The following is a 23179-nucleotide window of genomic DNA, read 5'->3' as shown; positions in this document are numbered from 1 at the left end:
TTAACTTACGTTTGAAATATGTAAAAACATGTACAAAGGTAAAACATTAAACAATTTTATCTAAAAACCGCTGCCGACTGGCCCTGACGCCACTTTTTTTACTTCCTGAAGAGGAAATAACGCGATATTCATCACAAATTATTAACCATAAGCCCGACACGACCGCACCTTTTGTTCAAAGCTGCTGCTTTATCAGACAAGCCGCGCTTCAGTAATGGCCGCTGAAGTTTGATCGGCCAATCATTTCCAGTGTCAAATAAGCATAATGGTTCCCTTCTTCTCCTCTGCAATAATTCTTATTGCTATAATCGGCAATGTTTTTGCCCTTCCCGCTTTATCCCGCAACCTTTCAACGCTGGCGCGGTGTTATAAACCGCTGCCAGCAATTTTAATTAGCGGATAAGCGCGCCGGGGAAAAATTAATGGCTGCGGCTAAAAGGAAAAATACATTAACAATGAAGGGAATCTTCGTGATGAAAACGATTTCAGATATTCCGTAGTCTGGCGATTGGTTTGAGTGTGATATATATCAGCTCACTCTTTATTAATCTTTCCTGCCAGCTGGCAGGATTTTCTCTGGCAGCAATAACCCAGGCAGGTTTTCTATGTCCGCATTACACGCTATTTATCGCAAGCTGCGTTTTCCTTTTAAGTTTATTAATGCCGCCATTCGTTATCCGAGAGCGCAGGCGCGGGTAAAACGTTATTCGGTGATGTCGATAGAAGAAACCATCGACCAGCTGTTAAATAATCCACAATTATCGCTGGCCCGTTATGGCGACGGTGAACTGGAGATGACCTGGTATAAAAATATTGGCTTCCAGCCGTTCGACCCGCGTCTCTCCGCGCGGCTCAAGGCGCTGCTCCAGCAGGCAGAGGCGAACCCGCACTGCCTGATTTGTCTGCCGGATGCCTTTCGCACCACCCGCAATATGCGTTCAGGATCGGCCCTGTTCTGGTTCTTTCATAAATCATTTTACTTTAAATATTATGACGCTCTGCTGAATAAGCAGTACCAGTATGGAAATACCTCAGTAACCCGTCCCTGGCACGATTATAAAAGCAAGGCTCTCTCCCGGACGATATTTGATAAATTCAAACAGCTTTATCAGGATCGCCGGTTATTAGTGGTGGAAGGCAGCGGTACACGCCTGGGATTAGGCAACGATTTACTGGCCGGGGCGCAGGAAGTCAAACGAATTACCACCTTAAATCGTAATGCTTTTTCTGTTTATGACCGCCTGCTTTCGTCTGTATTAGCCCACGCGGTTAACTATGATCTGGTATTAATTTCATTAGGACCGACGGCTACTGTGCTGGCCGCTGATTTAAGCCAGCACGGTATTCGCGCCATTGATAGCGGCCACGTCGATATTGAATATGAATGGATGCTCGCCAATGCCAGCCAGAAAATAAAAGTGGAGGGGAAAAACGTCAACGAAGCGGGCGTGTTGCTGAGCGAACAGAGCGCCGTGGCGGATGCCAGCTATCAGCAGCAGATTTTACAGCACGTGGGTGAGACGCCGGAGGCTGAAACCCTGACGATCCCGCTGCCTCACGCCAGCGCCAGCCAGCATCATGCGGCCTGACTCCCCCTTGTCAGGCAGCTGCTGCACCGCATTGATGCGCAGACAAATAATTAGCAGGGTCAGGTAAACCTCGCGCGCGGGCTGAATGGCCCGCAGCCCCCGCCCGCCCTGGTTCCGGCCGCTGCGCGCGCATTCCGGCATCTATTTTGCTTACTCCTTCTGTGACCTTTATTCAGGAGAAGTGAGATGAACCCAGGCCGTTACCGTTACACCATATTTTCACTGCTGTTCCTGATCGCCCTGATCAACTACATCGATCGCGGCGCCCTGTCGTTTGCCGCCAACGCCATCGCGGCGGAGTATCACTTCAGCAAGGTCCAGCTTGGCGCTGTGCTGGGCTATTTTGGCTTTGGCTATCTGTTCGGTTCGCTGTGCGGCGGTTTTCTGGCCGACCGTATCGGCACTAAGCGCGTCTGGCTGCTGGCCGGTGTGCTCTGGTCGCTGCTGGAGATCGCCACCGCCTGGGCGGGCGATCTCGGCATGGCGCTGTTTGGCGGCTCCGCCATTATGGGGTTTGCCGCGCTGCGTATTCTGTTTGGCTTTTCCGAAGGCCCCGCCTATGCGCTGATGAACAAAGCGATTGCACACTGGGCACCCGATAACGAGCGCGGCTTTGCGCTGGGTATCGGCCTGCTCTCAACCCAGGTCGGCGCCCTGCTGACCGCTCCGATTGCGGTGGGCCTGCTGCTGCTGACCGGTGACTGGCGCATGATGTTTATTCTGCTGGGGATCTTCTCCCTGCTGGCGATGGCGCTGTTCGCCCGCGCCTTCAGCGACGGCCCCGAAACGAGCCGGGCCACCAGCGTGGCAGAGCGCGCGCTGATCCAGCAGGGACAGCGCCGCAGCAGCGGCGACAGCGTGCCGTTGCCCTGGTGGCGCTTCTTTACCAGCCGTACGCTGGTCTGCAACGCACTGGGCTATTTTTCGTTTCTCTACATCACCTTTACGCTGGTGACCTGGATGCCGAAATATTTGCAGGACAATTTCCATTATGACCTGCACTCGCTCTGGTACGTGGCGATGATCCCGTGGAGCGGTGCCTGCCTGACCGTGCTGCTGGGCGGACGAATTGCCGATTATCTGCTGGCCCGCTTCAATAATCTGCGGCTGGCCCGCAATCTGTTTGCCGCCGTCACCCTGTGTGGCACCGCCTGCTGCTTTATGGCGATCCCTTACGTGCCGTCGGCGGCGGGGATTATCGCACTGATGACGCTGGGCAACGCGCTGAACGCGCTGGTGAATAATGTCTACTGGTCGGTGGTGATCGATGTCACCCCGAAAGCGTCGGTCGGCACCTACAGCGGCATGACGCTGGCGATAGCGAATCTGGCGGCGATTATTTCCCCGATGCTCTGCGGCTGGCTGGCGGAATATTATGGCTATAACGCGATGTTTACCGTCACCGCGCTGATCGCCTTTGGCAGTATGCTGGCGATGACGCTGCTCCAGCCGGAGAAGCCGCTGGTGGCCGAGGCCCGCAGCGGCGTGGCGGACGCCTCCGCCGCCTGAGGTTTGCCTGCCCGCACGCTGCGGGCAGATGCTTCAGCTGTCGGGCCCGGCGTCGTGCCGCTGGCAGAATTGCTCAATATCGCCCTGCTGGAAGTCAGCCAGATGCGCCAGCAGTTTCTCCAGCGGCCAGTTCCACCAGGCAATGCGTTGCAGACGGGCGGCGATGGCGGGGGTAAAGCGCATCCGCAGCGGCCTAGCCGGAACCCCGCCCACCACGCTGTAAGGCGCGACATCTTTGGTCACCACCGCGCCAGCCGCCAGCACCGCGCCATCCCCCACCGTCACGCCGGGCAGCACGATAACCGCGTGACCGATCCAGACATCATGACCAATTACCACCCGGGCGGCCCGTCGCGCGGCAAAGAAGCCCTGATCGCGTCGGGCGTCGGGGTGGTAATACTCCGGGCAGTAGGTAAAGCGATGCTGAGAGGCGCGATCCATTGGATGATTGGGCGCACCGATGCGCACCTGATTCGCGATCGCGCAGAAGCGACCGACCTGGGTGTCAGCCAGAGAGCAGTGCTCACCGACATAGGAGAAGTCACCCAGTTCGCTATATTCCAGCGTGCTGTGCGCCAGAATTTCACACTGTTTTCCAACAGAGGTTTCGCGCATCCGCACACTCTCATCAATCCAGCTGTGCTCAAGGCGGGCGGGCATAACGGCGGCAAGTGACATAAAACTCCCGGTCTGAATAAGCGACGCCCGGGCGGCGTGCTTTTGCCGCACCACTTTAACGGCGGCTGATGACAGCCCGTTGACAATGAAAAAAGGCGGAGTGGTTAGCTCCGCCTTGTTTCAAGTTCCGGTTAACCTGCGTGACCGGTCAGTTGCATAAGGGCAACGATGATCTGCAAGATGACCCGGATGATCTCCAGAATCAGCTTAGTCAGTTCCATCACTTTCCTTCTCCTTTTACAGGAGCGCGCTGTTCGGCAACCAGGGCTTTGACTCTACCCGCCGGGCGCCTAAGCACATCTTTGTGGAGAGGGCTGAGCGGCACTCATGGTTAAAGCCACAGGCCAGCACCACCTGATGCCTGCCGGGATTTTAAAACCGTGCCCCTGGGAGCGGCCAGTCGACTATGAGGCGAGACTCAACGCTCAACACCTGTATAAACATACAGCATTTTGGCGAAACTTGAAATCCTTAGCGGCACATTTTACAATCTGTGATGTGGAGAGGGCTGAGCACCTCGTTCGCCACGCGGTTACCAGCCGGGTCGCGAACAAAAAATAAAGGATTTGGCATCGCGCCAAATCCTTTTTTTATGCCTGCTGTTTTTGTCGGGCTAGCGCGTTACTTTGCCGCGCTGATGCGCCAGATGCTGTTGCCCGCATCGTCAGCAATCAATACCCCGCCTTCGCGATCGCTGGCCAGACCCACCGGCAAACCCCGTACCTGCTTCTGATCGTCCGTCAGGAAGCCAGAGACCACCGTCTGCGGCTGCCCCACCGGCTTGCCGTTTTCGAATTTCACCCACACCACTTTGTAGCCATTCAGCGGCGTGCGGTTCCAGCTGCCATGCTCACTGATAAAGGCCCCGCCCCGATACTGCGGCATATTCTCCGCGCTGTAGAACAGCAGCCCCAGCGGCGCAACGTGTGAACTCAGCGCGTAATCGGGCTTGATCGCCTTCTCAACCAGGTCGGGACGCTGCGGTTCGGCGCGGGTATCCACATGCTGACCATAGTAGCTGTAAGGCCAGCCATAAAAGCCCTTATCCTCAACCGAAGTCATGTAGTCAGGCACCAGGTCAGAACCGATCTCATCGCGCTCATTGACCACCGCCCAGAGTTTGCCGCTCTGCGGTTCCCACTGCAATCCGGTGGGGTTGCGCAGGCCGCTGGCGAAGATACGGCTGGCACCGCTGGCCGCGTCCACCTCCAGCACCGCCGCACGACGATACTCTGCGCCGATGCCATTCTCGGTGATGTTACTGTTGGAACCGACCCCGACGTAGAGTTTGCTGCCATCCGGGCTGGCTAACAGCGATTTGGTCCAGTGGTGGTTAATCGGGCCGCCCGGCAGCTCCGTCACCTCTTCCGGTGCGGTGCGGATCTCGGTCTCCCCTTCGCGATAGGGGAATTTCACCAGGCTGTCAGCATTGGCGACATAGAGGGTATTGCCGATCAGCTGCATGCCGAACGGCGAGTGCAGGTTTTCGATAAAGCGGTGCTGCTCCCATTTGCCATTGACGTTGCGCAGCAGCGTGATGCGATTGCCGCCTGCGCCGCCCTTGCCGGAGGCTTTCTGCACGATCCCCATAATCAGCTGTTTAGGCCGGGTGGTGGGTTTCGGCGGGCCGTTCGATTCCGCCACCAGCACATCATTATTTGGCAGGACGTAAACCTGACGCGGGTGCTGGAGATTATCGGCGATCTTTTCAATCTTCAGACCCTCTGCCACCTTCGGCTTCTCACCCGCTTTCCACGGCGTTCCTTCCGGCACCTGCATCGGCGGCATAAAGAAGTTCTGCGCTTTTGGCAGCTCCGGGTTGGGGCCGGTCTGTTTTTGCGGATCGATCTGTGCGCCATCATCACAGCCGGCCAGCAGAGCGGCGAGGCTGAGCGCCAGCAGCGTTTTATGCGGAATGTTCATGGTGGCTCCTCCTTAAGCGCTACGCTGACGTAACGCAAGTTGCACATTCGCCAGCAGCAGCAGCGCTACCACCAGCGTCGAAAGCGTCACGCCCAGCGGTATCACAGCGGCGGCATCACGGCTGTGAATAAACGCATTGACGATCGCGATCGCGATAGCCACCAGCCAGAGCCAGAAATGGCCCTTTTCCGCGCTGTCGCTGCCACGAAACAGATAAACCAGCGCAATGAGTCGCGGCACGATGGCCAGTATCAGTCCCAGCGCAATCAGCCAGCCTGCGGCATCGGTCCAGAACAGCACAAAGGTCTGGCTGTAGAGAATGTCGAACAGCCAGGCCGCGACAAAAAAGCCCAGCGGCACCGGCTCCAGCAGAGCGTACAGCGTCACGGCGAATGCCGATCTTCCCGAGGTATTGCGCATGTTTCTCTCCATTTTTAACGTGAATGCGGTTCGGGTCGGCGCGCACGCGACTCAGCGCGCCCGACCCGACGCCTGTAAAAGATTAGTAAACTTAAAGAGAAACCGTGGGTTTATTCGGCAGGAACTGGAAATAGCGCGGATGACCTCCCTGTCATCGCGCAGCGATCAGAACTTATCGGCGGGCAGTGTTACCCAGTAACCTGGCTGGTAAGGCAGCGGCAGGAACTTCTCGTGGAACTCCCGGAAGGTCGCATCGGGATCGAGATCGGCGAAGAGATCGGGATGCAGCCACTTCGCCAGCGCCTGGATCGCCACAAACTGGTAAGGGCTGTCGTAAAACTGATGCCAGATGGCGTGCGCCTGACCATTGTGCGCCACCGGCAGGGTTTTAAAGGCGTCACGCATCATCAGGGTTTTCAGACGCGCCTGGGCCTCGGTGGTATTGGCACCCGGACCGACGCCGACCCACTTACCTGCGGTGTTGTAATTTTTCCAGTTGGCCCCGGTGACCACCACCACATCGGGACGGCTGGCGATAATCTGCTCCGGGTTCAGCGTGCCGAAGGTGCCAGGGATCAGATCTTTGGCGATATTGCGCCCGCCCGCCACTTCCACCATCTGACCAAAGTTCTCATTACCAAATGACATACAACATTCGTCGCTGTAGCCACCAGCGCGGTCAATCATCACGGTGGGCCGATAGCCGGTAAAGTTCTTCAGACGCGAGGTGACACGCTCGATCTGCTGCTGGCGGAAGCGGATAATTTCCTGAGCACGTTCCGGTTTGTTCACCAGCTCGCCCATGATGCGGATACTTTTCTCCGCGTTCACAAACGGCGCTTCGCGGAAGTCGATAAACACCACCGGCACGCCCACGGCCTGCAACTTCTCGGTCAGCTTGCCCTCATCCGTGGCCGCTTTCGACTCCAGGTTCATCAGCACCAGATCGGGCTTCAGGGTTAACGCCTGTTCGATGTTAAAGGTGCCATCTTTCGCGCCGCCAAAGGTCGGCAGCTTTTTAATCTGCGGATAGCGCTTTTCATAGGCCTGATAGCCATCCCAGTCCGCTTTGGGCAAATCGTCACGCCAGCCAATCACCCGCTTAAACGGCGCGTCGGTGTCAAAGGCGGCCAGCAGATAGATCTGACGGCCTTCACCCAGAATGATCCGTTTTGCTTCCTGCGGCACCTCGACCTGACGCCCCGCCACATCAGTGATCGTTCTGGCCGAAGCCGTCGTAGCCAGCGTAAGCAGCCCCAGCGCTAAAAACCATTTTTTCATTGTAAGAACCCACACAAATGATAATGAGAATTATTAATGTAAAGCGGCGTTACTATTACTTAAAACAGCGGTCAGGGGAAGTCATCGCAAAGGATATTTTCATCGGGAAATCAGCACAGAAGTCGCATCAGGATGCCGGAAAGGAGGGGCCACCGCCGGAATGATGGCGAGCTGACAGGTGACGCAGAGAAAAAGGCGCATAAAAAAGGCCGGGCAATCCCGGCCTCATCCTGCCCGTTGTCGCAGCTTACTGCGTCAGCTGACGGACAAAAGCGACGATCTCCTGATCTTTACCCTGCTCAGACAGGCACTGCTGGAAACGCGGGCCGCTGACGGCGGTGCGCACCAGTTCTGGATCGATAGCGCGCAGCGTGTCGAGATAGTTCTCTTTGATCACCGCCGCCTTCACTTCATTCAACAGACCGGCGTTGCGCACCTGTGGCTCTCTGCGCTCTGGCGGATAGCCCATGCCTTTCTCACCGGTAAAGGCTTTCTCAAAAATAAAGCGCAGGTTGAGTTCCGCCCCCCAGCCGAAGCCTTTCGCGAACGGCAGAGCCAGCGCGTTACCGTTATTGATTTGTGCAAACAGGTAGGCATCGGCGGGATCGATACAGTAACCGCAGTTGACGCCAGGATGGATGTTCAGCGACATCAGCGCACCCTGCCCGGTGCCGCAGCCCGCAACCACGAAATCCACCGCCTGGCTGTTAAGCAGAATGCTGGCCTGAATACCCAGGTGGATATAGGTCAGATGGTGATCCTGCTCATCGCTCATGCCGGTGTTAAAGACCTGATGACCCAGCGGCTGTGCCACGCCTTCCAGTTCTTTCAACACGATAGCGTTTTTAGCCGCCTGGCTGTTTTCCATCATTAATGCGATTTTCATGATCTACCCTTAGCAATTAATTGAAACACCGTTTCATTTTAATGAAAAACCACTAAAGTGCATGGACTAATTCACCTGTCCGCTGTGAGTGGGGTCACAAAACAGCCACCACAGCCACGCCCATCGCAAGAGGATGACCATGTTTATCTATCATAAAGAACGACCACTGGAAGAGTTGGGAAACGGCGTAAGCCGACGTGTGCTGGCCTGTGGTGGCAGCATGATGGCGGTTGAAGTGACCTTTGCAGAGGGCGCTGTCGGCCCGCTGCATCATCATCGCCATGAACAGCTGACCTATGTGCTGAGCGGGCGGTTTGCTTTCACCATTGATGGCGAAACCCGGGAGGTGGGCGCAGGCGATACGCTCTATAAGGCGCCTGATGTGGTGCACGGCTGCGTCTGTCTGGAGGCGGGTGTGCTGCTGGATACCTTCACGCCGCAACGCGAAGATTTTTTGTAAGCCCTGTTTTGTGTGCGGCCCGCCGGGCCGCTGACGCTTTAAGCCGGGTGCTCCCCCTCTTTTTTTTAACGCCCGGTTTGCCAGATAACATCGCAGGTTTACGAAAAAAACCGGCTTCCGCTAACCGAATGATTAACCGGGATTTAGTCTCAGGCCGCGCTACGCTTAGCCTGCGGTGAAAAATGAATCGCCCCCTTTTCTGTACAAAATTCGGATCGTTGTATAAGTTTAATAGCAACAGCGTTCGTTTTTTAACCCAGAACAGGATAAAAATATGCCAATGCAAAACACCCTCACACTGCCCGTGGGTCACAACGCGCCGGTTAAAAATGAGTTCAGTTCATCTTTTTCCGTCTCAGAGCAGGACAAACTCAATTTTCTGGTGGAAGAGCTGATGGAGGCAGGTAAAGAGAAGAGCTGCATGGAGCTGCTGCGCCATCTGGCGTCGGCCGACAGCGTCGAAGAAGAGGCCTGCTGCCGTGAGCTGCTGATGTTACTGATGGCGAAACCCCAGCGGTAACGGCCAGTCAGCCGCGTTTTCTTACCCGCACTCCTCCCCGCAAGCCAGACTCCTCTGTTCAGGCGCGCCATGCGCCCGTGAACAGCTCAGCTAAGGTAACGCCCTCTGAACGCCCGGAACTGACCGGCAGCGGATGCTGTCACACCCGGCGGGTTATCCAGCCTCTGATCATTAACTCAGCTCAAGCGCGACCAGCACCCCGGCGATCTGCCGGTGAGCAGACGCCACAAAATGCAGCCTTATCCGGTTTTCCGGTGGCAAATGGGTTAACGGAAACGTACGCAATCCGCTAAACATGCCCTGCTCCTGCATAGAGTCAGAGAGAACGCTTATCCGCTGCCAGACGTGGATCTGCCTGTTACAGGGTTATGAATTCTGTCACATTTCTGCAAACTCTTTCCCGCCACAGCCAGCGAGGAGCCGAAGCTGTCGCTTTTGCTAACCCGCTGAAAAATATTCAATTCCTTTGATAACGCCTGGCAATCATGCAAGGCAGACATCAATCAATGCCGTTTTTGCACTTATTTAGCGCCGGGCGCTGATCCACTCTGCTGCCACAGGCGCGGCAAAAAGCGTCATACCTTACGGAGCGACAGATGCAGACGACCTCACCCATGACCACCCGCGCCCGGACGGGCGCAATCTTCCGAGTGACCTCAGGCAACTTTCTCGAACAGTTCGATTTCTTCCTGTTCGGTTTTTACGCCACCTATATCGCCCACACCTTCTTCCCGGCCAGCAGCGAGTTCGCCTCCCTGATGATGACCTTTGCGGTGTTTGGCGCCGGCTTTCTGATGCGCCCACTCGGCGCGGTGGTGCTGGGGGCTTACATCGATAAGGTGGGCCGCCGTAAAGGCTTGATCGTCACCCTCTCGATTATGGCGATGGGTACTTTCCTGATCGTGCTGATCCCCTCTTACCAGAGCATTGGCCTGTGGGCACCGCTGCTGGTGCTGCTGGGTCGCCTGCTCCAGGGCTTCTCCGCCGGTGCGGAGCTGGGCGGCGTATCGGTCTACCTGGCGGAGATCGCCACGCCGGGCCGCAAAGGTTTCTACACCAGCTGGCAGTCGGGCAGTCAGCAGGTGGCGATTATGGTGGCGGCGGCACTCGGCTTTATCCTCAACGCGGTGCTGGCAGAAAGCGCCATCCGCGAGTGGGGCTGGCGCATTCCGTTCCTGTTAGGCTGTCTGATCGTGCCGTTTATCTTTCTGCTGCGCCGCAAACTGGAAGAGACGCAGGAGTTTCACAACCGTCGTACCCATCCTGAGGTAAAACAGGTGTTCCGCATTCTGCTCGCCAACTGGCAGGTAGTGATCGCGGGCATGCTGATGGTGGCGATGACCACCACCGCCTTCTACCTGATTACCGTCTACGCCCCGACCTTTGGCAAAAAGGTGCTGATGCTCAGCGCCTCTGACAGCCTGCTGGTGACGTTGCTGGTGGCGGTCTCAAACTTTATCTGGCTGCCGATTGGCGGCGCGCTCTCCGACCGCTTTGGCCGCAGGCCGATCCTGATCGCCATGACGCTGCTGGCGCTGGCTACCAGCTATCCTGCGCTGAGCCTGCTGGCGGCCGCCCCTGGCTTCTCAATGATGCTGGGCGTGCTGCTGTGGCTCTCGATGATCTACGGCCTCTATAACGGCGCGATGATCCCGGCCCTGACCGAAATCATGCCGGCAGAAGTGCGGGTGGCGGGATTCTCGCTGGCCTACAGCCTGGCGACCGCGCTGTTTGGCGGTTTTACCCCGGTGATGTCGACCGGTCTGATTGAGCTGACCGGCGATAAAGCGTCACCCGGCTACTGGATGAGCTTTGCCGCACTCTGCGCCATGGGCGCGACACATTATCTCTATCGCCGCACCCGCAATAGCGTATCGCCTGCTCATGGAACCGTTAGCTGAGGAACTGAAGATGAAACTGAAAACGATGTCGCTCTACGCTGCCCTGCTGTTCAGCGTGGCGGGCAACGCCACCGCACAGGCTAAAGAACTGACGGTGATGATCTCCGGCGGGTTTAAGGCGGCGTGGGATAGCCTGTCGCCCCGCTTTGCTCAGCGCGAAGGGATCACCCTCCACTCGGTCGCTGGCCCGTCGATGGGCAAAACGCCGCAGGCGATCCCGGCGCGGCTGGCGCGCGGTGAACCGGCCGATGTGGTGATTATGGTCGGGGATGCCCTGAGCAATCTGGAAAAGCAGGGAGAGACACTGCCAGGCTCACGGGTGGAACTCGCTGACTCCCGCATCGGCGCGGTGATTAAACAGGGCAGCGCGCCGGTTAAGATCGGCAGCGAAAATGAGTTGCGCAGCGCCCTGCTCAACGCCCGTTCCATCGCCTACTCCGACAGCGCCAGCGGCAACTATGTCAGCAGCCAGCTATTCAGACGACTGGGGATTGAAGAGCAGGTCAAAGCGAAGGCGGTTAAAGTTGAGCGTATTCCGGTCGCCTCCGAGGTCGCCGCGGGCAAGTACGCCATCGGCTTTCAGCAGGTCAGCGAGCTGCTGCCGGTGGCGGGCGTCACCTTTATTGGCGAACTGCCGGAGCAGTTGCAATACACCACCCGTTTCGCCGGTGCCGTAGTGCGCAAGTCAGCGCAGCCGGATGAGGCGGCGAAGCTGCTGCGCTGGCTCGCCTCGCCCGAGGCACAGCAGGCGGTGCACGCCAGCGGGCTGCACAGGGTGAAAACGTCAAAACCGGTTAAAGTCGCTGATACTGTTCAATAATCAGATTCTCCAGCTCACCCGCGATGTGCGACAGCGTCCGGCCACTTTTACGCAGCAACCCCAGGGTCCGTTTCACTTCGGGCTCGGTTAACGGCACCGCGGTTAACAGGGCGTGATCGTAGCCGGGCATCGACATCGCGGGGACGGCAGCAATGCCGAGTCCCGCCTCAACCATCCCCAGCATCGTGGTCACATGCCGGGTCTCACAGACAGAGGGCTTCTCCGGCACGATCGCCTGCAACGCCTGATCCAGCAGGTTGCGATTGCCGGAGGTTTTATCCAGCCCGATCCACTCAGCGTGATAAAACTCCCGCCAGCTCAGGCTCTTCTTGCCGGCTAGCGGATGATCGCGCCGGCAGGCGGCGACATAGGGGTCCTCCAGCAGCGGCAGAAAATGGACATCGGGCTGGGAACGGCTGGAGAAGCTGATGCCGAAGTCTGCCTGACCGCCGATCACCGCGTCATAGACGTCCGCCGCGCTGCTGTCGATCAGCTTGACCCGCACCCGCGGATAGCGGGCCTGAAACTGCCGGATCATCTCCGGCATAAAATAGTAGGCGGCAGAAGGCACGCACGCCACGGTGATCAGGCCGGTACGGGTTAAACTCACCTCGCTCAGATCGGCCATCACCTCTTCAAAATCAGCCAGCAGTTTTTCGGCGCGCTGCGCAAACGCATGGCCTTTCAGCGTCAGGGTGACGCGACGGGTGGTGCGCTCAAACAGCCGGATGCCCAGCGTGGTTTCCAGCTTATCTATCCGGCGGCTCAGGGCCGACTGAGAGAGGCAGATCGACTCCGCCGCGAGGCGGAAATTGCCAAACTCTACCAGCGCGCGAAACGCATAGAGATCGTTGAGATCGAGATTAACCGGCATAAATCCCTCTATCCGTGGCTGACCGCCCGCCTGTCAGGGGTAAGTAAGCGGCCAGACCTTCAGGTGCTTTTCATTCCCTGGAGAATAGCATGATGTGGCGTCTCTTCCCCCGCTGAGGTATCCCTTCACAGCGAATGCAGAAACCGGCCGGGATAGTCGGGGGTGATAGCGTGCTGAGTGTCGTAGCGGCCAAACAGTTTATAGCGGTTCAGAGCGATGCGGTCATAGGCAAAGTTACTCAGCGCATCAGGAAAGTGGCGCAGCACGGCCAGTCCGCGCCACGGAGCCGGTAAGTGCTGCATCACGCGGAACACCGCCTGCGCCCGCAGCCAGTGCTGGTTGTCAGCGATATAGACGATGGTGCTGATATTCTCTTGCGGTAGCCCAGCCCAGCGCAGCAGCGCCTTGCCCTGCTCGCTCTGCACCGAGGCAAAGCGGACCTGCCGCGCCAGCTGATGACGCAGCAGAAAATGGACCCAGCCGTTGCACAGCTTACAGACGCCGTCATAGAGCACGGCGCTCTCACCGGTTTGCAGATAAGGGGGTGACGACATCCGGTAACACCTCATTTGGCTGATGATGAGGTGAAGTGTAGCGGGTTCTGCTGAGTTGCTGTTGCAGCCAGGCGATCACGGCGGCGACGTCCTGATCCCCGGCGTCCACCTTCAGCACCGGCCCCAGCGCCATCGGTGCGGCCTGCTGCGCCAGTTGTCGCAGTTCGGGCAGGTACTCCGCACCGGGATGGCCCGGCAGCCGCTGCGACAGCCGCGCCTGATAGCGCGCCACCGCCATTTCCGGCGCAATCTCCAGCCACAGCTCCAGCACCTGCTCCACACCCGCCTGCTTCAGTCCCTGCTCCAGCAGCGCGCGGGGCTGAAAACCAAACCAGGCGTCGATCAGCCAGACCGGGGTCGCCGGGGCCTGCGCGACGATATTCCAGATCGCCTGGTACGCCGCACAGCCCAGTTGCCGGTTGCGCTGGCGATCGACCGGCGCAAAGCAGCTCATAAAGGGCTCTTTCAGGCTGTCGAGGGTCAGCACCGGCCAGCCAAAGTGCTGTGACAGCGCGCGCGTCAGGGTACTTTTTCCCGAAGCCGGGATGCCGTTGACCAGCACGACACGTTTAGGGGGCGTTTTCAGCGTCATAATATATCGATAACCTCCGCCACGCTGCTGGCCTGCCGTAACCGGACCAGCGTCGCCTCATCTTCCAGCAGCGACACAATCGCCCGGATCCCCTCTTCGATATGCGCATTGCTGTCACGCGCGCCAAACATAATCACAATGTCCGCTTTATCACTCCCCTCAAAAGAGATCGGCTCGGTGAGCAGGATCAGGCTGAAACAGTCGCGGATCACCCCGGCTTCCGGCCGGGCATGAGGAATAGCGATGCCCTCTTCAAACACATAGTAAGCGCCATGCGTCAGCGTATTGGCGATCACCGCGTCGGGATAAGAAGCGTGAAGATAGCCGCCGCTCACCAGCGGCTCGGCGGCCAGCGCAATCACCTGACGCCAGTCCGTGGCGTCAATTCCAATCTGAATCGCGTTTGCCTCTTGTAATAACTGTTTAATCGTCATCAGCTCTCCTTAAATCGACTGGCGCACCACATTGCGTAATTCATCGATTTTGACAAACAGCGCATCAATGTCATTGCGGTAGCGACGGCTTTTGGCAAATAAACTCAATGCCCGGTTATATTCCAGCATTAATTGTTTTTGCGTTTCGCCATCGCGCGGGTTAATAGCCAGCTGCTGTTCCAGTTGTGTTATTTTCTCGCGGCTTAATTCAGCCAGCTGATCCTGCTGCTCTGCATCGGGCTGCTCTCCCGCCGGAGACTTTTTCAGGAATCCAAACATAGGCTCTCCTCTCCCGAATGGCGCCAGGGCACCTCAGGTTAGTAAACAGAATAGCGATTCTTTGAAACTCAGATCCCGCGGAATATCCGACGGGTAATTAACGAAATAACTGCATCTTCTCCACCAGCACGTTAGTCACGGCATCGTTGGCGGGTACCAGGAAATTACGCACGCTGTCATTGACCTTGCCTTTTTCAAAGGTCGATTTACACTGCGCCACCCACTGCACGTTCATTTCGGTGCCGACATTCACCTTCTCAATGCCGCTGCTCACCGCCAGCCGCATATCCTCATCGCTGACCCCAGTGCCGCCGTGCAGTACCAGCGGAGTATGGGTCGCCGCGGTGATCTCCGCCAGCCGCTGATGCTGAATATGCGCTTTGCCGGTATAGAGGCCATGCACGGTGCCAATCGAGATCGCCAGCATATCGACGCCGGTCTCCTCTACAAAGCGGCGCGCGTCTTCCACCGGCGTAAAGGCAATCGCCTCCATTTCGACACACTTGCCATCTTCCGAACCGCCAATCGCGCCCAGCTCCGCTTCGACCGAAACCTGATGCGGCCGCGCCATATCGATCACCCGGCGGGTATTAGCGATATTCTCCTCAATCGGCAGATGGGAACCGTCATACATCACCGAACTGAAACCGGCATCAATCGCGGTCTGAATCGCGGCTAAATCGGAACAGTGATCGAGATGCAGACAGGTCGGCACCCCTGAACTTTCTGACAGCGACTTAATCGCATCCACTAAAAGTTTATGGCCGAGATATTTCGCCGTACCGGTGGATATCTGGATCATTAATGGGCTATTGGTTTTCTCCGCCGCTTTAAAATAGGCGGGCAGCATCTCCAGGCAGTGAAGATTAAAGGAGCCTACCGCTTTAAAGTCGCGCTGTTTAGCCAGCGTTAACAGATCGGCGAAGTTATAAAGTTTCATGAATTTTTTCCTCTTGAGGCTTAGTGGATTTGCCGTTAACAAACCAGGCAAGCGCGGTAACAAAAGCAATAAACAGAGCGACGAACAGCCAGTTATTCTGGAAGGCATGGCCCAGCACCAGACCGGTACTGATGACGTCAGAGTCGCTGAAGGTGACGCCGGTGAAACCGTAGCTCTCCAGCATCGGCACCAGGATGGCGGGCAGCAAGGTAATAAAGAGTCCGTGAACGAAGCCGCCGATCATCGCGCCGCGTCGTCCGCCCATCGCATTACCAAACACCCCGGCGGTGCCACCGGCAAAGAAGTTGGTCAGCAGGCCAGGCAGGATCATCGCCAGACCGAACATCGGGAAGACGAGCATGCCGACGATGGAGCCAAGCGTGGTGGCGAGGAAGCCGACGATCACCGCGTTCGGGGCGTAGGGAAACATCACCGGGCAATCCAGAGCCGGTCTGGCATCCGGCACGACACGCATCGCGATACCACGGAACGCCGGCACCAGTTCGTTGAGCAGCAGGCGGACGCCGCTGTAGAGCACAAACACCCCGGCGACAAACTGAATCGACTGCATAAAGGCGTACATCAGGTAGTTCATGCCGTTGCTGTACTGGGCGATGAATGCCGGACCGGCTGCCAGCGCGGGGATCAGGTACATCGGCACCATCACCAGCGCCATCGACAGATAGGTATCCTGGAGGAACTTGAAGTTATCGGGCAGTTTCAGATCTTCGGTCGAGCGCGATCCTTTCCCCACCACCTTCGCCACCGCCGCCGTCACCAGATAACCAATGGTGCAGAAGTGACCCAGCGCAACATCGTCGGAGTCGGTGATACGTCGCACCACCGGCTGCGCCAGCGCGGGCATCACCACCGCCATAATGCCGCCGAAGATGCCGCCGGTCAGGATCAGCGGCAGTCCGGTCAGCCCGGCCTTGTAGCCGATGACCGCGCCAATGGTCGCCATCCAGAGCAGCGCCTGACCGGTGAGGAAGATGTACTTAAACGGCGTCAGTCGGGCGATGATGATATTGACGATAAAGATCACCAGCAGCGTCAGCGCCACTTCCGACCCCAGCTCACGGTTCGCCAGCCCGGCGATGGCGGCGACATCGGTGATATAGCCGCGCATCCCGAAACCCTGGGTAAAAATGGTGTTCAGGAAGGTCAGCGTACCAACGATAATATTGATACCCGCCATCATAATTAAAAAGCCCAGCAGGGTTTTGAAGGTGCCTTCCACCACCTTGCCCGCCGATTTTTTTTGCAGCAGCAGACCAATCAGGGCAATAAAGGCGATCAGAATAGACGCCTGCCCCAGCAGATCTTTTACCAAGAAGTCGATCACACTATTCATGGGCAGCAACCTTCAGGTTGTGTTCTTTTAAAAAGGCCAGGATCTTCTGCTCTATTTCCGCTTTATCGGTCAGGCGGTTCAGAATAATCACCCGCTTAATCTGCTCTGGCGTGGCGTCGGCATTTAACACATCGGCAAAGGCTTTCTGCGTCAGAATCATGTCGGACTTAAAGGCGTTCGCTTCTGAAATGGTGGTGTGATCAATATCCGCCTCAATCTCCAGCTTTTTTAATACCGCTTTTGCGCTCATCTCAATCGCAAAACTGGAGCCTAAGCCGCAACCGCAGACACATAATATTTTCAGCATGGTTTTCTTCCTCACAATATATGGAGTTGTTTAGCGAGTTTGTAATGGTGCCCGTCGGTATCGACCAGGCGTTTTTGCATGCTTATTAAATCAATCGGAATCGGTTTATTGCTGCCATTAATAATGACCGCTTTATTCCGCATACCTGACTGAATACACCGCACCACTTCACTGGCCATAATGGTGCCCTGATAGATCTCTTCGCAGGTGGGGTCGCCATTGCGCAGTCCGTAACCGAGAATGGTTTTACGGACCCGCACGCCAATCAGTGGCTCTAACTGTTTGATTAAGGTGTCGATGGCGCCCTGAAAACCGGGTGAATATTCCCGGGTGTAGCCTTCCGAGCAGAGGATCACCACGCTGTTCTGCTCTGCCAGCCGTTGGGTGACGCGTTGTGCCAGCTCTGCCAGCGGGATCTGGCACTCCGGGATCAGGGCGAAATCGGCGTTGGATTTAATCGCTGATTGCAGGGTTAATTCGCCGCAATAGCCGCCCAGTAACTCCAGCATAAATACCCGACCGGTTAAGGCGCGTCCGGTATTCCGCAGTTTCGCCACCTCTTTTAAAACCTGCTCACAGGCGGTGGAGAAACCCAGCGTATAATCACTGCCAAACACATCATTATCGATGGTCATGCCGACGCCGAAACAGTTGACGCCGAACTCCGACAGGGTGTGCAGAAATTGCAGCGATCCGTCACCGCCCGCCAGAATTAATACCTCAATCCGGGCGCTTTTCAGCTGACGCGCAATCATTTCATATTCGCTGCGTAGCAGTTTCTTCTCCGTCCTTCCCGACTGCATTACCGGAATGGAGGCGATGGAAAAGTCGAGCAGATCGCGCTGGCTAATCTCACGATGATGATTGGCCAGCAGACCCGGAATACCGCCGTCAAATATCACCATCTCCGCCTGAGCCAGCCGCCCAATCTGAAAGACAAAATTATTAATGCCGGTGACATCCCCACCGCTGATCACCATTCCAATTCGCATTACGCTCACCTCACTGGCTGATTACCGCTGAGGGCCATTGTTCCGGTAAGCGGGGTTGTTATTTGCAGGTGAGATCACAGTTACGCGCGGTATTTCCCGGCACGGATGGTTGACAGCGGCTTTTAGACCCCTTTATTTGTGATAAATATCACATTTCCTGTTTATCGGACGCCGTTAAGGATGCCAGTTAAATCAGTGAGTTACTTAGAAGCGCAGCTGAACATGAACGCAGAGCGTCAGGGCGGTTATGACGCCAATCGCTGATGTTGCAGATTTGTGATTTTCACCTCATTTTTCCCGGTTCGGAGCCGGACAGGCGTCAGGAAAAGCGGTGTGTGAATAAACCGGCTGGCGCTGAGGGAGTTATTTTGCGGTGCAGGCGTGCAAAAGAGGGTGAGTTCGGGCGGCTGGGCCGGAGTAGGAAGCGAAAGAGTGTGGGGGTAAGCGTGGCGCAGCAGAAGCCTGCTGCGCCGGGGGAAGATTACTTCGCGTAGGCTTCGGTGGAGAGCGTCAGCATGACCTCATCACCCACCGCAGGCACATACTTGTCCAGCTTAAAGTCAGAACGCTTGATGGTGCCGGTGGCGTCAAAACCGATCGCCTGCTTCTTCACCATCGGGTGTTCACCCTGCTTATTCAGCGTGGCGTGCAGCGTGACCGGTTTGGTAATGCCTTTCAGGGTCAGGTTGCCTTCAACGTCAAATTTGTTATCGCCCTTCGCGACCACTTTGGTGCTGTGGAAGGTGGCTGTCGGATATTTCGCGGTGTCGAAGTACTCAGCGCCTTTGAACTCTTTGGTCAGGGCGGCGACGTGGCTGTCGATTTTGCTGACCGGCAGGGTCACGTCAACACGGGATTGTTCCGGGTGATCTTTATCGAACACCAGCGTACCGCTGGCATCAGGAATATCCGCAGTAGGTTTTGAGAAGCCGAAATGGTTCCAGCTGACAATCACCGACGTATGCTCAGGGTTCAGCTGATAGTGCATCGCCTCGGCCTGAGATAAAGGCGCATAGAGCGCGGCAACGGCTAACAGGGGCAGTGCAGTACGGGCGAAATTCTTCACGGTCAATTCCTTGAGCTGATAAAAAGTAACCTGAGTGTGGTGCAATTTGCCGGTAATAGACAGTGAAGAGATTTGTCGGGTATTTTCAAATAAATTCAGCAAGTTTGTGCCGCGCTACCCTTTCGCTCCGCCGGTGAACAGCACCCGCCAGCGGCGGCGATCCTGAATCAGGCTGTGGTGCAGCTGCCGCAGGTCGGCATGGCTCAGCGCCTCTATCTGTGCCGCGTCCAGCCCGGCCAGGCCATTATCCCGCCGTAACCGCGCCAGTGGCTGATCCTCCTGCCCGCTCAGCAGCCGCGCCTTCAGCGCCGCCAGATCGCAACCGGCCAGGGTTTCGCTGAACGCACGCAGGAAGTTGCGACAGTAGCGCAGCAGTGACAGCGCGCTGTAGTCAGGCGACTGTAGCGCGAACAGCACGCCATCTTCATCGGCGCAGCGCAGATAGCGGCTGCTCACCACATAACCAATCGGCTGTTCAACCCGGTAACGCTGGAAAAAATGGGGCTCATAGAGCAGCGCCAGCGCCCGCAGCGCGGCCAGCTCGCCAGGACGGTGCAGCGGAATAAACAGCAGCAGCGCGTTGTCGGGGCTGGCGTGCGGCAGGCGCGTCATGCCGGTTTGTGTGGTCATGCGCTTCGGCGCTGAAGCGGGATTAACCGGCAGCGGCAGCGCGCTCAGCCGGTGGGCGATCAGCGAGTGCAGCGCCGCGTTGCCGCCCTTCAGCGCCGCCCGCCAGCAGCCCGGTGTAAAAGTAGCCGCCAGCTGGTAAGGCAACTGGCGCAGCAGCGCGCGAATGGCGATGCTCTCCTGTGGCGGCAGCGCCTCCTCTTCAACCGGCGGCGTCAGGGCGGCGACCAGCTGCGCGAGCGCCTGGTCCGCCACCGCCGCATCCGGGGTCAGTTGCAGCGTCAGCTGCCAGACGCCCTCCACTTCCTGCCAGCGTCCGTGACCGCCCTGATGACGCAGGGTAGCAAACAGCGGACGCAGCCGCCTGCCCAGGGTTTCACCCGCCGCCAGGGTAAAGGTGGAATAGAATTCCGGTCGCAGGATCAGAGTCGCCAGTCGCTCGTCAGGCTGATGATGAGGTAACGGCACCGCCTGCGCGGGCAGCGGCGCGCACGTCAGGGCATGATCGAGCGGGTAGAAGCTGAAATCCGCGGGCGGCAGCGCGGCGGGTACTGATGGCTGCCAGTGACTCAGTGCCAGGGTGAAGCCCTGGGTCATAAGATGTTCCGTCGCCGTCTGCGGCGCAACGCGCAGCCGCGTGCCGGGCGCGTCGCGCAGTTTATCCAGCAGCGTCAGCAGGTCAGGCAGCGTCTCATCCGCGGCAAAGCCCAGCGCGCGCTGGCGTAACTGCTCCAGCGGTGACAGCGCGGCAAAACGCTGCTGCGCCAGCTGATGATAGTGCTGATGCTGCCGTTTATCCGTCTGGCGCAGCGCCGCAAGGTAGCGATCGACCAGCGCATTCACCTGTTCGGGCTCGCGGGTCTCGATGCCCAGCGCCAGCCAGACCGCGTTTTCAGCCTGGTAGAGCCACTTCAGCTCCAGCGTATCTGCCAGCTGCTGCTGGCGCAGCGTCGCCAGCAGCGAGCCCGGCGCCTCATCCAGCAGAAATTCACGCCATAACGTGACACTGTCACAGCTATCCAGCAGCCAGCTGCGCCACAGCGCCGCCGGCGCCCGCTCCGCCAGCTGCCAGTCGGTCACCTGGCCCAGTTGCGGGAGTGCCGGTGCCTGCGGCCACTGGCCGGCAGGCAGCGCGCGTGCAAAGTCCTGTGCCAGCTGTTCCAGCTCATCCAGCGGCTGCGGACCCTGTAACCAGAGCCGCAGGTTGCCCGCCACATAGTGACGCTGGTGGAACTGGCGCAGCGCCCGTTGCAGCGCGGGCAGCACATCGCCAAAGGCGGCGCGGCTGCCGATGCGGAAGCGCTGAAACTCTGCGGGCGACGCCACGGCGTGCAGCAGGGCCGCCTCGATGCGGGATGGCCGATCGCGCTGTAACAGCTGATATTCCGCCTCAATCACCGCCACTTCCTGCGCGATCGCCCGGTTATCGAGCAGCGGATGGCAGATCATATCCTGCAAACGCGCCAGCCCGTCAGCCAGCAGCGACGGCGTGACGGCAAAAAAGAAGGCGCTGTGGCGCGCCAGGGTGGTGGCGTTGACCTGACCGCCCTGCGCCTGCACCCAGCTCATCAGTCGCCCTGCGTCGGGCCAGCCGCTGCTGCCGGTAAACAGCAGATGCTCCAGCAGGTGGGCCAGTCCCGGCCAGCGATCGGGTTCGTCGTGACTGCCCGCGCCCACCTGAATCAGCGCCGCGGCCTGGCTGGCATCCGCCTGCTCTACCAGCTCAACCGTCAGGCCATTGATCTCCAGGCCGCGCCGCCGCATCAGAGGTTCCCGGTTTTGTAGATAAGCTGCGAATTGGTGCGGTTACGGAACTGCAACTGACCAATTCTGATGTCGCTGCAATCCGCCTGACGCCGGGCTTCGAGGATTTTGCCGTGGTGCGGTGATTTACTACAGACCGGATCGGTGTTGTCAGCATTGCCGGTCAGCATATAAGCCTGACAGCGGCAGCCGCCAAAATCTTTCTCTTTCTCATCGCAGGAGCGGCATGGCTCCGGCATCCAGTCGAAACCGCGATAGCGATTAAAGCCGAACGAGTGGTACCAGATATCTTCCAGGCTCTGCGTCAGCACCGAGGGAAACTCAACCGGCAGCTGGCGCGCGCTGTGACACGGCAGCGCGGTGCCTTCCGGCGTCACGCTGAGGAAGATGGCTCCCCAGCCGCCCATGCAGGGTTTGGGGCGCTCTTCGTAATAGTCGGGCGTGACAAACAGCAGATTGGTCAGGCTGCCGCTGGCGCTCATCCGCTCACGATAGCGGTTCACCACCGCTTCCGCCTGGACGATCTGCTCGCGGGTGGGCAGCAATCCTTCGCGGTTCAGCTGCGCCCAGCCATAGAACTGACAGGTGGCCAGCTCAACGTCATCCGCCTCCAGCTCGATGCAGAGGTCAATGATTTTATCAATCTGGTCGATATTATGGCGATGCAACACGAAGTTCAGCACCATCGGATAGCCGTGCGCCTTCACCGCTTTCGCCATCTCCAGCTTCTGCTGAAACGCTTTCTTTGAGCCCGCCAGTGCCGCATTCAGGGTTTCGTCACTCGCCTGGAAGCTGATCTGGATATGATCCAGCCCCGCCTCGCTGAACGCATCCAGCTTTTTCTCGGTCAGGCCAATACCAGAGGTGATCAGGTTGGTATAGAAACCGAGATCGCGCGCCGCCTGAATCAGCTCCGGCAGATCTTTACGGGTCAGCGGTTCGCCGCCGGAAAAACCGAGCTGGACGCTGCCCATGGCGCGCGCCTGGCGAAACACCTCAATCCACTGCGCGGTGGTCAGCTCCTGCTCCTGCTGTGCGAAATCGAGCGGGTTAGAGCAGTAAGGGCACTGTAACGGACAGCGATAGGTCAGCTCGGCCAGCAGCCAGAGCGGCGGATTAACGCCAGGTTTATGCGGGGTCACGGAACTGTATCCACTTCTGTTCATAGGCTGATTGCAGGAACTCTTTCACGTCCGGCCCGACGCCACCCGCTTCCGGGAAGCGGCTATCCAGGGTGGCAATAATCGCGGCGACATCCTGTTTCCCATCCACCAGCTCAAGGATCGCGGCGGCGGTTTCGTTCAGCTTCGCCATCCCTTCGGGATAGAGCACTACGTGGCTCTGCTGAGCGGCTTCCCACTGCATACGGTAGCCGCGGCGAAACGCGGCAATGGTGTTGTCATTCATGA

Annotated in this window: 25 protein-coding genes; 6 read left to right on the top strand and 19 right to left on the bottom strand. The window is 58.0% G+C overall.

Annotation, left to right across the window (positions count from 1 at the left end; translation table 11 throughout):
- The first annotated feature begins 605 nt into the window (after positions 1-605).
- Together ACCW71_RS03235 and ACCW71_RS03230 are read left to right on the top strand one after the other, a co-directional pair.
- The gene (locus ACCW71_RS03235; protein WP_436369594.1) at positions 606-1589 is read left to right on the top strand and encodes a GT-D fold domain-containing glycosyltransferase; all 984 of its coding nucleotides are present in this window, start codon (positions 606-608) and stop codon (positions 1587-1589) included.
- A 186-nt stretch (positions 1590-1775) separates the two neighbouring features.
- The gene (locus ACCW71_RS03230; RefSeq protein WP_436369593.1) at positions 1776-3098 is read left to right on the top strand and encodes an MFS transporter; all 1323 of its coding nucleotides are present in this window, start codon (positions 1776-1778) and stop codon (positions 3096-3098) included.
- Between the two features lie 33 nt (positions 3099-3131).
- Here the strand turns inward: ACCW71_RS03230 and ACCW71_RS03225 are convergent, their stop codons facing one another.
- The 5 genes from ACCW71_RS03225 to ACCW71_RS03205 all read right to left on the bottom strand — a co-directional run bounded on the left by ACCW71_RS03225 (position 3132) and on the right by ACCW71_RS03205 (position 8286).
- Positions 3132-3776 (bottom strand): DapH/DapD/GlmU-related protein, encoded by a 645-nt coding sequence (locus ACCW71_RS03225; RefSeq protein WP_436369592.1) that lies wholly within the window; start codon positions 3774-3776, stop codon positions 3132-3134.
- Between the two features lie 621 nt (positions 3777-4397).
- Positions 4398-5699, bottom strand: a complete 1302-nt coding sequence (locus ACCW71_RS03220) for a PQQ-dependent sugar dehydrogenase (RefSeq protein WP_436369590.1) — start codon at positions 5697-5699, stop codon at positions 4398-4400.
- Between the two features lie 12 nt (positions 5700-5711).
- Positions 5712-6119 carry a DUF2231 domain-containing protein gene (locus ACCW71_RS03215; protein ID WP_436369589.1) on the bottom strand — a complete coding sequence of 136 codons (408 nt, stop codon included), beginning with the start codon at positions 6117-6119 and terminating at the stop codon, positions 5712-5714.
- Between the two features lie 165 nt (positions 6120-6284).
- Positions 6285-7400, bottom strand: coding sequence for an ABC transporter substrate-binding protein (locus ACCW71_RS03210; protein ID WP_436369587.1), 1116 nt, complete (start codon positions 7398-7400; stop codon positions 6285-6287).
- Between the two features lie 247 nt (positions 7401-7647).
- Positions 7648-8286 (bottom strand): RpiB/LacA/LacB family sugar-phosphate isomerase, encoded by a 639-nt coding sequence (locus ACCW71_RS03205; RefSeq protein WP_436369586.1) that lies wholly within the window; start codon positions 8284-8286, stop codon positions 7648-7650.
- 139 nt (positions 8287-8425) lie between these two features.
- On the opposite strand from ACCW71_RS03205, the gene ACCW71_RS03200 reads away from it, so the two are divergent.
- Both ACCW71_RS03200 and ACCW71_RS03195 read left to right on the top strand, forming a co-directional pair.
- Positions 8426-8746, top strand: coding sequence for a cupin domain-containing protein (locus tag ACCW71_RS03200; RefSeq protein ID WP_436369585.1), 321 nt, complete (start codon positions 8426-8428; stop codon positions 8744-8746).
- Positions 8747-9020: 274 nt separating this feature from the next.
- Positions 9021-9266, top strand: coding sequence for a hypothetical protein (locus ACCW71_RS03195; RefSeq protein WP_436369584.1), 246 nt, complete (start codon positions 9021-9023; stop codon positions 9264-9266).
- A 171-nt stretch (positions 9267-9437) separates the two neighbouring features.
- Here the strand turns inward: ACCW71_RS03195 and ACCW71_RS03190 are convergent, their stop codons facing one another.
- Positions 9438-9563: a hypothetical protein gene (locus ACCW71_RS03190; protein WP_436369583.1), complete on the bottom strand. Its 126-nt coding sequence runs from the start codon at positions 9561-9563 to the stop codon at positions 9438-9440.
- Positions 9564-9862: 299 nt separating this feature from the next.
- Between ACCW71_RS03190 and ACCW71_RS03185 the strand changes: the two genes are divergently transcribed.
- Entirely contained in the window at positions 9863-11167 is a 1305-nt protein-coding gene (locus ACCW71_RS03185) for an MFS transporter (RefSeq protein ID WP_436369582.1), read from the top strand.
- 10 nt (positions 11168-11177) lie between these two features.
- The gene (locus ACCW71_RS03180) at positions 11178-11987 is read left to right on the top strand and encodes a substrate-binding domain-containing protein (protein WP_436369580.1); all 810 of its coding nucleotides are present in this window, start codon (positions 11178-11180) and stop codon (positions 11985-11987) included.
- Here ACCW71_RS03180 and ACCW71_RS03175 read toward each other — a convergent pair.
- The 13 genes from ACCW71_RS03175 to pqqD all read right to left on the bottom strand — a co-directional run bounded on the left by ACCW71_RS03175 (position 11962) and on the right by pqqD (position 23177).
- Entirely contained in the window at positions 11962-12861 is a 900-nt protein-coding gene (locus ACCW71_RS03175; protein ID WP_436369579.1) for a LysR family transcriptional regulator, read from the bottom strand. The genes ACCW71_RS03180 and ACCW71_RS03175 overlap by 26 nt on opposite strands.
- Positions 12862-12986: 125 nt before the next feature.
- The gene (locus ACCW71_RS03170; protein ID WP_436369577.1) at positions 12987-13415 is read right to left on the bottom strand and encodes a thiol-disulfide oxidoreductase DCC family protein; all 429 of its coding nucleotides are present in this window, start codon (positions 13413-13415) and stop codon (positions 12987-12989) included.
- Positions 13384-14007: an AAA family ATPase gene (locus tag ACCW71_RS03165; RefSeq protein ID WP_436369576.1), complete on the bottom strand. Its 624-nt coding sequence runs from the start codon at positions 14005-14007 to the stop codon at positions 13384-13386. The genes ACCW71_RS03170 and ACCW71_RS03165 overlap by 32 nt, the downstream gene beginning before the upstream one ends.
- Positions 14004-14441, bottom strand: coding sequence for a PTS sugar transporter subunit IIA (locus tag ACCW71_RS03160; RefSeq protein WP_436369575.1), 438 nt, complete (start codon positions 14439-14441; stop codon positions 14004-14006). The genes ACCW71_RS03165 and ACCW71_RS03160 overlap by 4 nt, the downstream gene beginning before the upstream one ends.
- Before the next feature lie 9 nt (positions 14442-14450).
- The gene (locus ACCW71_RS03155; RefSeq protein ID WP_436369574.1) at positions 14451-14720 is read right to left on the bottom strand and encodes a hypothetical protein; all 270 of its coding nucleotides are present in this window, start codon (positions 14718-14720) and stop codon (positions 14451-14453) included.
- A gap of 97 nt (positions 14721-14817) precedes the next feature.
- Positions 14818-15660, bottom strand: coding sequence for a class II fructose-bisphosphate aldolase (locus tag ACCW71_RS03150; protein ID WP_436369573.1), 843 nt, complete (start codon positions 15658-15660; stop codon positions 14818-14820).
- Positions 15647-17014, bottom strand: a complete 1368-nt coding sequence (locus ACCW71_RS03145; protein WP_436369571.1) for a PTS sugar transporter subunit IIC — start codon at positions 17012-17014, stop codon at positions 15647-15649. The genes ACCW71_RS03150 and ACCW71_RS03145 overlap by 14 nt, the downstream gene beginning before the upstream one ends.
- Positions 17007-17321, bottom strand: a complete 315-nt coding sequence (locus ACCW71_RS03140) for a PTS sugar transporter subunit IIB (RefSeq protein WP_436369570.1) — start codon at positions 17319-17321, stop codon at positions 17007-17009. Before ACCW71_RS03140 ends, ACCW71_RS03145 begins: the two co-directional genes overlap by 8 nt.
- 11 nt (positions 17322-17332) lie before the next feature.
- The gene (locus ACCW71_RS03135; protein WP_436369568.1) at positions 17333-18313 is read right to left on the bottom strand and encodes a 6-phosphofructokinase; all 981 of its coding nucleotides are present in this window, start codon (positions 18311-18313) and stop codon (positions 17333-17335) included.
- Positions 18314-18794: 481 nt separating this feature from the next.
- On the bottom strand, positions 18795-19379 hold the full coding sequence (locus tag ACCW71_RS03130) for a YceI family protein (RefSeq protein WP_436369567.1): 585 nt from the start codon (positions 19377-19379) through the stop codon (positions 18795-18797).
- 114 nt (positions 19380-19493) lie between these two features.
- Positions 19494-21770, bottom strand: coding sequence for a pyrroloquinoline quinone biosynthesis protein PqqF (pqqF, locus tag ACCW71_RS03125; RefSeq protein ID WP_436369566.1), 2277 nt, complete (start codon positions 21768-21770; stop codon positions 19494-19496).
- On the bottom strand, positions 21770-22936 hold the full coding sequence (pqqE, locus tag ACCW71_RS03120; RefSeq protein WP_436369565.1) for a pyrroloquinoline quinone biosynthesis protein PqqE: 1167 nt from the start codon (positions 22934-22936) through the stop codon (positions 21770-21772). The genes pqqF and pqqE overlap by 1 nt, the downstream gene beginning before the upstream one ends.
- Positions 22899-23177 carry a pyrroloquinoline quinone biosynthesis peptide chaperone PqqD gene (gene pqqD, locus ACCW71_RS03115; protein WP_436369564.1) on the bottom strand — a complete coding sequence of 93 codons (279 nt, stop codon included), beginning with the start codon at positions 23175-23177 and terminating at the stop codon, positions 22899-22901. Before pqqD ends, pqqE begins: the two co-directional genes overlap by 38 nt.
- Positions 23178-23179: the final 2 nt, after the last annotated feature.

The sequence above is a fragment of the Pantoea sp. C2G6 genome (genome assembly GCF_051336815.1).
In the GTDB taxonomy this organism is placed as follows: Bacteria; Pseudomonadota; Gammaproteobacteria; order Enterobacterales; family Enterobacteriaceae; genus Pantoea.
The sequence above is the reverse complement of the archived record's forward strand: the minus strand, read 5'-3'. Positions and strand labels throughout refer to the sequence as shown.

What these genes read in the sequence shown, in the direction of transcription:
- ACCW71_RS03235 (WP_436369594.1), top strand. Translation starts at nt 606, where the DNA reads ATGTCCGCATTACACGCTATTTATCGCAAGCTGCGTTTTCCTTTTAAG.
- ACCW71_RS03230 (WP_436369593.1), top strand. Translation starts at nt 1,776, where the DNA reads ATGAACCCAGGCCGTTACCGTTACACCATATTTTCACTGCTGTTCCTG.
- ACCW71_RS03225 (WP_436369592.1), bottom strand. Translation starts at nt 3,776, where the DNA reads ATGTCACTTGCCGCCGTTATGCCCGCCCGCCTTGAGCACAGCTGGATT.
- ACCW71_RS03220 (WP_436369590.1), bottom strand. Translation starts at nt 5,699, where the DNA reads ATGAACATTCCGCATAAAACGCTGCTGGCGCTCAGCCTCGCCGCTCTG.
- ACCW71_RS03215 (WP_436369589.1), bottom strand. Translation starts at nt 6,119, where the DNA reads ATGCGCAATACCTCGGGAAGATCGGCATTCGCCGTGACGCTGTACGCT.
- ACCW71_RS03210 (WP_436369587.1), bottom strand. Translation starts at nt 7,400, where the DNA reads ATGAAAAAATGGTTTTTAGCGCTGGGGCTGCTTACGCTGGCTACGACG.
- ACCW71_RS03205 (WP_436369586.1), bottom strand. Translation starts at nt 8,286, where the DNA reads ATGAAAATCGCATTAATGATGGAAAACAGCCAGGCGGCTAAAAACGCT.
- ACCW71_RS03200 (WP_436369585.1), top strand. Translation starts at nt 8,426, where the DNA reads ATGTTTATCTATCATAAAGAACGACCACTGGAAGAGTTGGGAAACGGC.
- ACCW71_RS03195 (WP_436369584.1), top strand. Translation starts at nt 9,021, where the DNA reads ATGCCAATGCAAAACACCCTCACACTGCCCGTGGGTCACAACGCGCCG.
- ACCW71_RS03190 (WP_436369583.1), bottom strand. Translation starts at nt 9,563, where the DNA reads ATGTTTAGCGGATTGCGTACGTTTCCGTTAACCCATTTGCCACCGGAA.
- ACCW71_RS03185 (WP_436369582.1), top strand. Translation starts at nt 9,863, where the DNA reads ATGCAGACGACCTCACCCATGACCACCCGCGCCCGGACGGGCGCAATC.
- ACCW71_RS03180 (WP_436369580.1), top strand. Translation starts at nt 11,178, where the DNA reads ATGAAACTGAAAACGATGTCGCTCTACGCTGCCCTGCTGTTCAGCGTG.
- ACCW71_RS03175 (WP_436369579.1), bottom strand. Translation starts at nt 12,861, where the DNA reads ATGCCGGTTAATCTCGATCTCAACGATCTCTATGCGTTTCGCGCGCTG.
- ACCW71_RS03170 (WP_436369577.1), bottom strand. Translation starts at nt 13,415, where the DNA reads ATGTCGTCACCCCCTTATCTGCAAACCGGTGAGAGCGCCGTGCTCTAT.
- ACCW71_RS03165 (WP_436369576.1), bottom strand. Translation starts at nt 14,007, where the DNA reads ATGACGCTGAAAACGCCCCCTAAACGTGTCGTGCTGGTCAACGGCATC.
- ACCW71_RS03160 (WP_436369575.1), bottom strand. Translation starts at nt 14,441, where the DNA reads ATGACGATTAAACAGTTATTACAAGAGGCAAACGCGATTCAGATTGGA.
- ACCW71_RS03155 (WP_436369574.1), bottom strand. Translation starts at nt 14,720, where the DNA reads ATGTTTGGATTCCTGAAAAAGTCTCCGGCGGGAGAGCAGCCCGATGCA.
- ACCW71_RS03150 (WP_436369573.1), bottom strand. Translation starts at nt 15,660, where the DNA reads ATGAAACTTTATAACTTCGCCGATCTGTTAACGCTGGCTAAACAGCGC.
- ACCW71_RS03145 (WP_436369571.1), bottom strand. Translation starts at nt 17,014, where the DNA reads ATGAATAGTGTGATCGACTTCTTGGTAAAAGATCTGCTGGGGCAGGCG.
- ACCW71_RS03140 (WP_436369570.1), bottom strand. Translation starts at nt 17,321, where the DNA reads ATGCTGAAAATATTATGTGTCTGCGGTTGCGGCTTAGGCTCCAGTTTT.
- ACCW71_RS03135 (WP_436369568.1), bottom strand. Translation starts at nt 18,313, where the DNA reads ATGCGAATTGGAATGGTGATCAGCGGTGGGGATGTCACCGGCATTAAT.
- pqqF (WP_436369566.1), bottom strand. Translation starts at nt 21,770, where the DNA reads ATGCGGCGGCGCGGCCTGGAGATCAATGGCCTGACGGTTGAGCTGGTA.
- pqqE (WP_436369565.1), bottom strand. Translation starts at nt 22,936, where the DNA reads ATGAACAGAAGTGGATACAGTTCCGTGACCCCGCATAAACCTGGCGTT.
- pqqD (WP_436369564.1), bottom strand. Translation starts at nt 23,177, where the DNA reads ATGAATGACAACACCATTGCCGCGTTTCGCCGCGGCTACCGTATGCAG.